We start from the raw sequence: 11,472 nt of genomic DNA, 5'->3' as shown, positions 1-11,472 counted from the left end.
GCATTTGATAAATCTTATAATGTCTTTATTGTATTTTTGAATATTTCCTATAATTTTTTTAACAAATTTTAGTATTATTAAATAATCATATTTTAAAAGAGTTAATATAATAAATATATAATATATAATTAGGAATTGTTGAGGAGTTAATATGAAAGTTTTAATAATTACAGGTGAATTGGCATATCCTTTAATTAAAGAGGTAGTTTCAAAATCTAAAGAAGACATTATCATCCATATTGCAGATAATACTCAAGTTGCGGCTTTTTTAACTCCCCGACAAATCATAAAAGAGATAAAAACTAATTTTTCCAATCAGTTGGATGAAATTGACATGATTCTGGTTCCGGGATTAATCAAAAAAGGGACAAGGGAAATCACTAAAGAATTGGGAATTCCAACATTTAAGGGATCCACCGATGGTGCTGATTTGGCAATGGTTTTAAACCTTTTAGAGAAGATTACTTTATCAGAAGATAAGCCTGCTGATAAATTAATTGAAGAAGAGAAAAGACAGGAGGCATTCAAATTCATTGAAGAATTTGAAAATGACAAGGAAAATATTGAAAAGCTTCTCAAAAAACCCAACAATATTCTGATTAGAAACCTTCCGGTTGGCGAGGATTTTCCAATGAGGGTCCTGTCTGAAATAGCTAATGCCCCATTTTTATCTAAAGAAGCTTTGATTAACAAATGCCAGTATTTTGTTGATTCTGGAGCGGATATGATTGATATAGGCATGGCCGCCGGTGAAGATTTTTCAGATAAAATTCCGGAATTGATAGAAACATTAAGGCCAATTGTTGGAGATAGGCCATTGAGCATTGATACATTAAACCCTGATGAAATTAGGGTGGCTGCAGAAAATGGAATTGATTTTGTTTTGAGTCTGGATTTGGGCAATAATGCTGAAGTTCAAGAAATTTTAAAAGAGAAAGATATTCCTGCTGTATTGCTGCCAACCGATTTTTCACATGGGATATCACCAAAAACCCCTCTTGAAAGGGTTGAATCCATGCATCAGTTAATCAAGGACACCGAAGGATTGAGATATGTTGCCGATTTGATACTGGATCCCATAAACAGTTCAAGCATTGTTGAATCAATCATTGCATGCCATGAATTCCACAAGACCAATAAGGCACCCATGTTCTTCGGTGTGGGTAATGTAACAGAACTTATGGATGCGGATTCCGGTGGCGTCAATGTCCTTCTTGCGGGAATAGGTATGGAATTGGGTGTAAGTATTCTATTTACTCCTGAAGAAAGCGGAAAGACAAGAGGCAGTGTTTATGAATTGGCTACTGCATCTAAGATGATGTTTCTTGCAAAGCATAGGAAATCCATTCCAAAGGATTTGGGAATAAATATGGTGGTATTTAAAGATAAACATAAAAGAAATGATATTATCCTAAATGAGCTGGATGGAATTCCGGAATCAAGATTATCTAAACCATTGAAATTTGTTAGGGATAAGGCAGGGAGCTTTAAAATCAGTGTTGACTACGGCACAACAGTTAAGGAAAGTCGGATTATCGCAACTCATTTTAAAAAGAATAAGGCGGATTTGGTTATTGTAGGCAGCACTGCAAAAGAAGTATATGAAGAAATAATAACAAAAAATCTTGTTGGTCGAATGGAGCATGCTGCTTATTTGGGTTCTGAACTTCAAAAAGCGGAAATTGCAATGCTTACAGGAAAAGATTATGTTCAGGATTTTGATTTATTCAAAAATCCTGACGAATTTAAAAATTAATTTTTATCCAGGATTATTTGCCCCATTTTCAGTTTGGGCAGATCCTGATTCACTAGACTGGCTGCTGCTTGAAGAACTGCTTCCAGAGTCAGCACTGCTTGAAGAACTACTTGAAGAACTGCTTCCAGAGTCAGTACTGCTTGAATCACTGCTACTACTACTGCTGCTGCCAGAGTTATCATTAACAGTCGCGCTGCTGGAACTGCTTCCCGAATATGTAGTACTTTGACTGTATGAGCTACTCTGTCCGCTTGAGTCAGGTGCAGTTATTCCAGTGTCATGATGTGATGAATCGGTTGTGGTATTTGTCGAATTAGAAATATTAGTTAATTTACTTGAAGATGATTCAAATGGAGCATCTGAATCTGAATGTGCCACCATTCCGGTAACAAGCATTGCAATTGCGGCAACAATCAAAACAACTATAGTTAAACCAACAATTATTATGTCTTCATTTTTCATACATTACCTCCAAAGTTAAAGTCATATTATAATATTGACTTCTTATTTAATAAATTGATTGCACAAAGTTTATATGATTTACAATTAAACTTATTATAACAAAAAATATACGAAGGTTTCACAGTGCAAGTTGAAAATATTACTATTAAAGATATAGACAAATCTCTCTTATCCGCCGAATATGTGTCCAATAATGAGATTTCAACAACTCTATATTTGGCTTTACTGCTTGGCAAACCAATGCTGATCGAAGGCCCTCCTGGAGTGGGAAAGACAGAACTGGCCAAGGTTATTGCAAAAACTTTTGAAAGAGATTTCTTCAGGATACAATGTTATGAGGGCATTACCTTTGAACAGATTGTTGGCGAATGGAATTATCAAAAACAGTTATTACACCTGGAAGCGGCTAAAAATGATTCGATGAGTGAGGATAAAATTTTTGATGAGGAATTTTTCATTAGAAGGCCTTTGCTTAATGCATTTCTAAATGAAAATGATTCAGTCTTGTTGATTGATGAAATAGATAAGGCAGATGAGGAAGTTGAAAGCTTTTTACTTCAGGCATTGGGTGAGCAGGAAATCACAATCAATGATTTGGGGACATTTCGGCTTTGCAATGATTTGATTGTTATTTTAACATCAAATTCTCAAAGGTCCCTGCTTGATGAAACTAAGGACAGATGTTTATTTTTATATATTCCATACCCTACTGTTGAAAGGGAAATCGAAATAGTCAAGTCAAAAATCCCTGAAGCCGATGATGAAGTTGTCTCAACCATTGTTAAATTGGTTCATAATATACGCAACCTGAATCTGATGAAAAAACCATCTGTAAGGGGAACAGTGGATTGGGTCAAATCTGTTTCTAATTTGGGAACTAGAGATATGGATAAATCTTTAAAAGACAGTATTGGTGTTGCTATTAAAAACGAAAGTGATAAAAAAAGAGTTATTAAGGATATTTTAGACAAACGATAGAATGATTAGTAAAATCGCAAATTTATCTTCCAAACTTCGCGAAAGTGGAATGCCGGTAAGTGTTAGAAGCACACAGTCAGCCGTCAAAATTTACATGGAATTTGGCGAAACTGACAGGCAACTTCTAAAAACGGCTTTAATGTCTGTTTATGTTAAAGATAGATATGACATTCCAAAATTTAATAAGATTTTTGAAGAAATCTTCAAAGTGGAAGTGAAAAAGGAAGTTACTAATGAAGATCAACGTGGAACCGCATACAGGGGCAAAGGACCTAAATCCAATAAATACATAATTAAAAAGCAGCAAAATACATTTGGAAAGATCAATAAGGAAAAAATCAACAACGAAAAGTTAAAAATGTTGTCAGGACAACCTCTCTTGGATGAAGTTAAACAACTTGAAAGGGACGGTGAACTGATGAATAAGGATTTAACAAAATTAAATAAATTCGATCCAAGAATGCTTGAGATCTGTCAAAGGCTGGGTAAAAGAATTGCCAATAAACGTTCAAGAAGAAAAGTAAAAACCCATTCCAATAAGATAGATATGAGACGAACAATAAGGGCTAATTTAAAATATGGCGGAGTCCCATTGGAGCTGGTTAAAGCAAAACCGAGACCTCATAAAAACGAGCATCTGTTTTTAAATGATATAAGCGGGTCATGCGAATGGATCAGCAGTTGGTTTTTCATGTTGATGTTTTCAGCCCAAACGGCATTCAAAAAATCAAGAACTTTTGAATTCGATAATAAGGTTATCGAAACAACTCAAGCTTTAAAGGAAGAATATCTAATAGATTCATTCGTTAAAGTTAAAGATTTAAGAATTAAAAACATGATGGTTCATGGAACTTCAGACATGTATTCCGCATTTACAAAGTTCCAGGATATGGCTAAAATCAACAACAAGTCTTATGTAATTATTTTATCCGATTGCAGGGATTGGGCAGGGCCCAAAGTTAATAAGGTACCGGCAAGTGTGGAAGTGCTTGAAGAAATTGTAAGAGATTCCAAAAAAGTAATTATTTTAAATCCTGAAGATAGAAACAAATGGGATGTGGTTGACAGCTGTGTCTCATTATATGAAGATGCCGGTGCGCAGGTATTTGAAGTGAATACTTTAAACCAATTGGCTCATTTTGTAGAGCAGATGTAGGTAATAAATATGAAATGCACTAAATGTGGTAATCCTAAGGTCATTTTTAAAAGAGAACAATCCGGTCAGCTATTGTGTAAGGATTGCTTTATTGAATCAATTGAAAAAAAAGTTATCAAAACAGTCCGCAAGGAAAAATTATTGGACAAAGGCGATAAAGTTTTAGTGGCGCTTTCAGGCGGAAAGGATAGTGTCACCACATTGGAAATTTTAAACAGCTTCCGTGAAATGAATATTATCGATTTATGTGCCGTGACAGTGGATGAGGGCATTGACAACTATCGCCAGGAAGGTGTTGATATTGCTAAAAGGCATGCTGAAAGATTGGGCATAGAGCATAAGGTGGTAAGCTTAAAGAAGGACTATGGGATAACTCTTGATGAGATAATGCAAAAAGAGAATCATAAGGGGTCTTGCACTTACTGCGGAGTGTTCAGAAGAACTGTCATTAATAAGGCCGCCCGTGAAATGAACGCAACCAAAATTGCTACAGGGCACAATTTGGACGATGAAGTGCAGGCCATCATGATGAATTACCTGGAGGGAAATACTGATAACTTAACCAAACTGGGTGCAAAAACAGAATCTAAAGCTGAAGAATTCACAGTCAAGATTAAGCCTCTTCGTGAAATTCCGGAACGTGAAATCGGCATATATGTGGTTGCAAAAGAGCTGGAAGTCCACTTTGACAGTTGCCCTTATGCAATGCAGTCATTTAGGGGTGAAGTTTCAGAGGTTATGAATCAGCTTGCGGAAAAACACCCTACAATAAAATATTCTACTTTAAGGGGATATGACAAGATTAAAGGAATATTAAAAGAAGAAATTAAAAAAGATTACTCTCATGGAAGATGTGAAAGATGCGGTGAACCTTCTGCAAATAGATTATGTAAAGCATGTTCATTTTTGGAAGAGTTGGGATGTGATTAAATGTCATTTACATTAAAATATAAAGATTTAAATGAGAAAAGAGAAATACCTAAAGAAAATTATACTATTAAAGACTTGTTAAATGAGTTGGAATTGTCTGCACAAACTATGGTGTCTAAACAGAACGGGGAATTAGTGATTGAGGACACCATAATAAGTGACGGCGATGAAATTCAACTAGTCCAAATTATCTATGGTGGTTAATTTTGAAAATCAGTTATGAATGCGGGTCCTGCTTTTTAAGACAGGCTCGTGAAGCAATGGATTTGGCATGTGATGATGAAATGCTTAAAATTGAAATTATGAATGATATTTTCAATTTTTTAGCGGATAATTTCTCAAAAGACACTAATTCCAATAAAACTGGTTCAATAATGCATAACATTATTAAAAGCAAGACCGGTTGTGAAGACCCTTATTATAAAGAAAAGATCCAGGGCAATGAGATTGCATTAAAATATTTGCCGGATGTTAAAAATATCTTAAAAGAGAATGACAGTTTGGAAAATTATGTGAAAATAGCTATTATTGGAAATATTTTGGACTTTGGAGCATTCACGTTGGATGATGATGTCGATGCCATTATCAATGAGTCTTTAAATGAGGAATTGGTCATTAAAGATGTTGAAGAATTTGAAAGTTCACTCAAAAAACATGATAAAGTATTGTATTTAGTTGATAACACTGGTGAAATCGTTTTTGATAAACTGCTGATGGCAAAAATTAAGGAATACGGTCTGGATATCACAATCGCCGTTAAATCAGAACCGATATTAAATGATGCCTGCATGAAGGAGGCCCTTGAAGCAGGTCTTGATGAGTTCGGGGAAATAGTGGAAATCGGTGCCGGAACTGTAGGCTATGTTGACAGTGAAATTTCTGTCGAATTCAGAGAAATATTCAATTCTCATGAATTCATAATTTCAAAGGGCATGGGAAATTATGAAGGGTTAACCGAAATTGATTTATCTGATAGGGATGTTTATTTCTTATTATGTGCGAAATGCAATACCATTGCCCAGGATATTGGTGTTAATTTAAAAGACATGCTTCTTTTTAAAAAATAATGTGATTATATGATTATAGGTTTTATAGGATTTGGTAAAGTTTCTCAAAATCTCGTAAAATTAATTAGATCTGATGAAATAAGATTTATTAGCTCAAAAGAGAACAGGTCCCAATCCACAATTGAAGCTATTGATAGGTCAGGCATTGAAGTTTTACCCACCTTTGAGGAGGTAGCTAAGTCAGCGGATGTTTTAATTTCTGCAAATTCCCCTAAAACTGCATTGGAGATGGCTGAAAAAGTTGGGAATTATACAAAAGGAATATATCTGGATTTAAATAACATATCCCGTGAAACCACTTTGGAAATTAGCGGATGCGTAGAAAATTTTGTGGATGGTGCCATTATTGGCAAAATCGATTCCAATAATCCGGCAATGTTTCTTTCAGGTAAATTGGCCGATAAATTACTATTTTTAAAAGATTTTATAAATGTTAAAATAATCAGTGAAGAAATTGGTGATGTGGCTGTTTTAAAGTTACTCAGGAGCAGCTATACCAAAACTCTTTCAGCACTTTTAATCGAATCATATCAAATAGCAAAGAATCATAATTTAGAAAATGAATTTTTTGATGTGATTTCGATAACTGAAGGGGATGATTTTAAAGCTAAATCATTGTCCAGAATAGAAAACACTCTAAACAACTCAAAAAGAAAAAGTGAAGAACTGGAAGAAATAATTGACTGCTTTAATGGGGAAGAATTGATAATGGTCAAAGCGGCTTTGGAAAAGTTCAGCCGATTGTAACCTCAACTTTAAATCCTTTTTTGGCATTTTTTATTATTCCGCTCACAGGAATAAAATGAGAATCCATGACATATCTCAGATAGGTAACTTCAAGTGCAGGCAGCCTTAAATTGGTTTTAATCTTCTTGCCCTCACTTTTAAACTGGACTGAAATCTTGCCGTTTTTATCAACGTATAAGTCAGTATTGGTTCCTTCTTTTGTTATTTTTGTTTCAAACTTGGTTAAATTAAGCCCGGCTTTTAAAATGCGCGGCGGACTTTCTACAGTAATATTCTCACTTCTGAATTTTTCATTAGCTTCACGGGCGGAAATTCCATTTTCCGTCATGCCTGCAACATACCATGCCCTGTCAATTACTCTTTGAACCTTCTGATTTTCAGGAATCACGCCTTTCGCTTCATAACTCAGCATTAAATCCATCACTTCTTTTTTAGTGACTTCCTCCTCAATTGCACTAATTGCGAGTCTGGTCATCACGGGCCCGTAATCTGATCTTCTAAAAGCGGCCCAAATAGATTCCGGGTCTCTATAGACTCTCCTTTTAATAATCTCGTTAATTGTTTTCCCGTTAAGATAAGCTATTTTTTCAAGGTTTCCCCTTGAATAGGTATTCATCCTTTTATAGATTTCATCCCAATTTCGCTCACCGGGCACATTTCCCAAAGCAATCTCTCTTTGAAGAATTTCAGAAGTCGTTTTTGGAAGAGCTTTATAAACTTCGTTTGGTATGACCATTCCATTGTCAATGATTGACTGCCTAATCAGTCTTCCGGAATATTGGGATTTATTTAATTCTTTTACAATGTGGAATTCAAGTTCGGATCCAAGAAACTCATTTAAAGCATACCAACGAATTTCGTTTCTGTTGGTGTAACTTTTTGGCATTCCAACAAAATTGCCCTCGTCAATGAATCTCTGGGCTTTTGACTTTATTTCATCTAGGGATATGCTTGCAGATGTAATGTAATCAGTCACGCCATCATCAATCATTTGTTTAAGCCTAATTGGAACACTATAGGACAATACTAATCTGTGATGGAGCCCTTCAAATGATTTGACATCATCAACACCTAAAGCCAGTGCCATTTCTTTTCTGGCTTCAAAATTAACAAAAAAGGGAGCATGGTTGGCACTATAACCCTTATTTAAATAAACAACTACTTTTTTATCTTGTTCATCAGCAATTTTACGGGCTTCTTTTATTAATCTCTCATGACCTTTATGAACAGGGTCAAAATCTGCACTAATTCCAATCAAGTTCAACACCAAAAAATAAAAAGAGGGGGACAGGCTATCTGTCCATTAATTTCAATACTCCACTTATTATCAACCATATACCAATCAGTGAACCGAGAATAATCGGGTTTGAAACGTATGTTCCAATAATTATGTATACCACGCCAAGAATGATTCCAGCTATTCCGATGTAGAATCCATATCTGCTGGTACGGTTATTTATAAGTGAGGCTAGTCCGACGATTATTAACATTATTCCGGCAAGGTATAGGGTTATTTCAGTTAAAAATCCAAGAATTGCGGGATTAAATATTAAACCAACACTCAATAACAACAATACTATTCCTAAAATCAGGTCTATTATTGACCCGCTAGTATTGTAATCGATTATTGCAACTCCAACAACAAGCAAATAAATGGATACGAGAAGTACAGACAAACCAATTAATGAACTCACTCCAATCACGCCTATTACTGGAAATATAATAATTATTAATCCAAAAAGTACGGCTAGTAAACTAATGAATTTAGATTTCATATTTTCCTCCTAATAATAAATTAAGTTTTTTAGTTATTTTAATATAATGGAATATGTTTAATTTCAACAGTGGAATTATTCATATCAGAGTTATTGATTTCAGCCAACCACTTACCTTTACAATCACAATCATATTCGATTTTACTTTGAGTTAAATTATTGGCTATTATCATATGTTTTAAGTCTTTATTACATTTTTTGCAGTTATATGGTCCTCTTCTAGATCCAAATCCGGATGTGTCCAACAGTGAGGGTATATCTAATTCCTCGCGCACTGTGTTAATAATCTCGACACATGACCAGATCCATGGCGGCTGGTATGCTCCTTTTCTCCAGAATCTTTCAATGACAGTTCCCCCATGGATTGTTGCAGGACAGAATGAAAGTCTATTAACTCCAATTGAATCACAATATCTTGCGGTTTCAATGGCCTCATCAATTGCTTGAGCTTCGGATACTAAAATTGGTTTAACGAAAATATAAGCTTTTGATTTTAGATTATATCCTTTGGTTTCGGATAATTCCTGCATTAATCTAACAGCATTTTCAAAATCATCACGTGTAAATCCTTTATTGATTTTTTTAAGTCGGGTGTAATCATTTGATGTTTCAAGACCGATACTTACTTCAAATAATGTATCTCCTATTATTTCAAAAATTTCATCAAGAGCATCTTCTTTTACATATTCCGGTCGTGATTCTACAATAATTTCTGTGACATTTCCCAGGTCAACTAAAGTTTTTAGAATCTCATCACGCGCATCTTTTGGAAGTTCGTAAGGATTTAGGAAACTTCCTGATGCAAATAATTTCACGGAAATTTTCTCTTCCTCAGCTATGGGATGCCTTTGCAGATGGTCGTTAAATATTTTAAGTATGGTTTCGGTATCGATTGGCTCTAAAGTGCAATCTGATACATAACTGCACATGGTACATCCGCCACTGTCTCCAAGTGCCCAAGCACAACCTGGAGTGGGCAATATTATAAATAATGTTTTTGAAACACAGTCGTAGGTTAAATCATCATTATACCAACTCGCTCCAACCTGCTCGGGAGTTTTCGGATCTTTTCTCTCAAAAGCTCTTTGTCTTGTTTCTTTTGTTAAATTTTCAATTTCCATTATAATACCTGCAATACAATAAATGTAATATTATATAATTAATATTTTTTAATAATTAAAAATTGTGTTAGAAAAATAGTTGTTATTAAGTTGTGTATAGAGGTTTAAAAAAATAAAAAAAGAAAGAGTAAGCAAGTTTAGAAACTTGCAATTACGTCTCCTAATAATTTAATGGATTCTTCTACGTTTTTACCTACAGGGGAACCTGCTACGTATTGAGTTACACCCATTTCAGCTAAGCCTTCAATTTTTGGAATGAACTCATCAGGGGTACCACATACGGAGAATGCGTCGAGTGCTTCGTCGGTTACAGCGCCAATAGCTCCACCGAAGTCACCTTTAGCTAAGAAATCACCCATTTGGGTGTTGAATCCGTCAGGTAATCCGTGTCTTTCGATAACTGGAGGTGGAGATCCTGCTGCAATAAATGCAACTACAATTTTAGCTGCGTTTTTAGCTGCGTCAGAGTCTGCACCAATGGAAGTTGCAGTGTATGCACCTACGTCAAATGCTTTGTCTCCACCAGCTGCTTCAATACCTTTTTTAATCATAGGCATAGCTGCTTCGTAATCTTTAGGGTTAGATGCGTTAATTAATACACCATCAGCGATTTCTCCAGCGGTTTCTAACATTTTAGGTCCTTGAGCACCCATATAAATAGGGATGTGTTCTTGAACAGCTTTTGCTCCACCTAATGCTGCACCAGCTTCGGTTTTTCCACCAGCTAATAATGTGTTAATGTCAGCGATTGCTGCCTTGATGGTGGATACTGGTTTTTCCCAAGCGATTCCTAAAGCGTCGAAAGTTGCTTTGTCACCAGGACCAATACCGAAGGTTGCTCTTCCGTTTGAGATTTCGTCAATAGTTGCGATTGCGGAAGCAGAAATTGCAGGGCTTCTTACGTATGGGTTGGTTACACCAGGACCCATTTTAATGGTTTCAGTATTTGCTGCAATTAATGCTAAGGTTTCGTATACGTTTTTGTTGTTGTAGTGATCAGTGATCCATGCGTATTCAAAACCAACGTCTTCTGCTAATTTTACTAATTTTACAAGTTCATCTAATGGTATTTGTGGTACGAATTCTATACCGAATTTCATAATTTATCACCAATCATATCTTTGGTTAACCTATATATAAAGTAATTTTTATTTGAATTAGATAGAAAGTTTTATATATTATCTATTGAAGGGTTGTTATTATCGATATAATACAATCATTAGTATTAAATATTTTATTTTTTGCATTGGCGCTTTATTATTTTGTAATGTTCATTTATCTCTTTGCTAGTTTCTTTAGTTTGGTTTTCTATAGCTCGTTGAATATAAAACCACGCAGCTTCACAATCTCCTAAATGAAAAACTATCCATGCATACGTATCTAAATATATTGCATTGCGAGGTTCTGCCATGATAGTGCTACGCGATAATTCTTCTGCTCGATGTAGATCACCGTTGTAAATGCATAAATGCCATGCCAA

13 protein-coding genes are annotated in these 11,472 nt (G+C 35.1%); 7 read left to right on the top strand and 6 right to left on the bottom strand.

Annotated elements, in window-relative coordinates:
- Positions 1–151: 151 nt before the first annotated feature.
- On the top strand, positions 152–1,756 hold the full coding sequence (locus ACKI4K_RS02150) for a dihydropteroate synthase-like protein (RefSeq protein WP_407421825.1): 1,605 nt from the start codon (positions 152–154) through the stop codon (positions 1,754–1,756).
- A 3-nt stretch (positions 1,757–1,759) separates the two neighbouring features.
- On the opposite strand, the gene ACKI4K_RS02145 is transcribed toward ACKI4K_RS02150, so the two are convergent.
- A complete protein-coding gene (locus tag ACKI4K_RS02145; RefSeq protein WP_407421823.1) occupies positions 1,760–2,218 on the bottom strand; it encodes a hypothetical protein in 459 nt (152 codons plus the stop codon).
- 123 nt (positions 2,219–2,341) lie between these two features.
- Here ACKI4K_RS02145 and ACKI4K_RS02140 point away from each other — a divergent pair, with 123 nt between their 5' ends.
- The 6 genes from ACKI4K_RS02140 to ACKI4K_RS02115 are packed head-to-tail and all read left to right on the top strand — an operon-like array spanning position 2,342 to position 7,096.
- Positions 2,342–3,196 carry an AAA family ATPase gene (locus tag ACKI4K_RS02140; RefSeq protein WP_407421821.1) on the top strand — a complete coding sequence of 285 codons (855 nt, stop codon included), beginning with the start codon at positions 2,342–2,344 and terminating at the stop codon, positions 3,194–3,196.
- A gap of 1 nt (position 3,197) precedes the next feature.
- Entirely contained in the window at positions 3,198–4,352 is a 1,155-nt protein-coding gene (locus ACKI4K_RS02135) for a VWA domain-containing protein (protein ID WP_407421819.1), read from the top strand.
- Between the two features lie 9 nt (positions 4,353–4,361).
- Positions 4,362–5,282, top strand: coding sequence for a TIGR00269 family protein (locus tag ACKI4K_RS02130; protein WP_407421817.1), 921 nt, complete (start codon positions 4,362–4,364; stop codon positions 5,280–5,282).
- The gene (locus ACKI4K_RS02125) at positions 5,283–5,486 is read left to right on the top strand and encodes a MoaD/ThiS family protein (RefSeq protein ID WP_407421815.1); all 204 of its coding nucleotides are present in this window, start codon (positions 5,283–5,285) and stop codon (positions 5,484–5,486) included.
- Between the two features lie 2 nt (positions 5,487–5,488).
- Positions 5,489–6,349, top strand: coding sequence for a damage-control phosphatase ARMT1 family protein (locus tag ACKI4K_RS02120; protein WP_407421813.1), 861 nt, complete (start codon positions 5,489–5,491; stop codon positions 6,347–6,349).
- 9 nt (positions 6,350–6,358) lie between these two features.
- Entirely contained in the window at positions 6,359–7,096 is a 738-nt protein-coding gene (locus ACKI4K_RS02115; RefSeq protein ID WP_407421811.1) for an NAD(P)-binding domain-containing protein, read from the top strand.
- Here the strand turns inward: ACKI4K_RS02115 and ACKI4K_RS02110 are convergent.
- The 5 genes from ACKI4K_RS02110 to ACKI4K_RS02090 all read right to left on the bottom strand — a co-directional run.
- A complete protein-coding gene (locus tag ACKI4K_RS02110) occupies positions 7,083–8,363 on the bottom strand; it encodes an adenylyltransferase/cytidyltransferase family protein (protein WP_407421809.1) in 1,281 nt (426 codons plus the stop codon). The two genes, ACKI4K_RS02115 and ACKI4K_RS02110, sit on opposite strands and share 14 nt — an antisense overlap.
- 25 nt (positions 8,364–8,388) lie before the next feature.
- The gene (locus ACKI4K_RS02105; protein WP_407421807.1) at positions 8,389–8,871 is read right to left on the bottom strand and encodes a DUF308 domain-containing protein; all 483 of its coding nucleotides are present in this window, start codon (positions 8,869–8,871) and stop codon (positions 8,389–8,391) included.
- 38 nt (positions 8,872–8,909) lie between these two features.
- Complete coding sequence (locus tag ACKI4K_RS02100; RefSeq protein ID WP_407421805.1) at positions 8,910–9,992, bottom strand: archaeosine biosynthesis radical SAM protein RaSEA; 1,083 nt, start codon at positions 9,990–9,992, stop codon at positions 8,910–8,912.
- 137 nt (positions 9,993–10,129) lie between these two features.
- Positions 10,130–11,092, bottom strand: coding sequence for a 5,10-methylenetetrahydromethanopterin reductase (mer, locus tag ACKI4K_RS02095; protein ID WP_407421803.1), 963 nt, complete (start codon positions 11,090–11,092; stop codon positions 10,130–10,132).
- Between the two features lie 134 nt (positions 11,093–11,226).
- A partial coding sequence (locus ACKI4K_RS02090) for a tetratricopeptide repeat protein (RefSeq protein WP_407421801.1) occupies positions 11,227–11,472 on the bottom strand: 246 nt, incomplete at its 5' end.

The sequence above is a fragment of the Methanobrevibacter sp. genome, assembly GCF_045644645.1.
Lineage (GTDB): Archaea > Methanobacteriota > Methanobacteria > Methanobacteriales > Methanobacteriaceae > Methanocatella.
This window is presented reverse-complemented; position numbering and strand designations above follow the sequence as displayed.

Bases quoted from the DNA above. Each gene is read 5' to 3' on its own strand.
- ACKI4K_RS02105 (WP_407421807.1), bottom strand. From the start codon at position 8,871: ATGAAATCTAAATTCATTAGTTTACTAGCCGTACTTTTTGGATTAATA.
- ACKI4K_RS02150 (WP_407421825.1), top strand. From the start codon at position 152: ATGAAAGTTTTAATAATTACAGGTGAATTGGCATATCCTTTAATTAAA.
- ACKI4K_RS02115 (WP_407421811.1), top strand. From the start codon at position 6,359: ATGATTATAGGTTTTATAGGATTTGGTAAAGTTTCTCAAAATCTCGTA.
- mer (WP_407421803.1), bottom strand. From the start codon at position 11,092: ATGAAATTCGGTATAGAATTCGTACCACAAATACCATTAGATGAACTT.
- ACKI4K_RS02130 (WP_407421817.1), top strand. From the start codon at position 4,362: ATGAAATGCACTAAATGTGGTAATCCTAAGGTCATTTTTAAAAGAGAA.
- ACKI4K_RS02100 (WP_407421805.1), bottom strand. From the start codon at position 9,992: ATGGAAATTGAAAATTTAACAAAAGAAACAAGACAAAGAGCTTTTGAG.
- ACKI4K_RS02145 (WP_407421823.1), bottom strand. From the start codon at position 2,218: ATGAAAAATGAAGACATAATAATTGTTGGTTTAACTATAGTTGTTTTG.
- ACKI4K_RS02125 (WP_407421815.1), top strand. From the start codon at position 5,283: ATGTCATTTACATTAAAATATAAAGATTTAAATGAGAAAAGAGAAATA.
- ACKI4K_RS02135 (WP_407421819.1), top strand. From the start codon at position 3,198: ATGATTAGTAAAATCGCAAATTTATCTTCCAAACTTCGCGAAAGTGGA.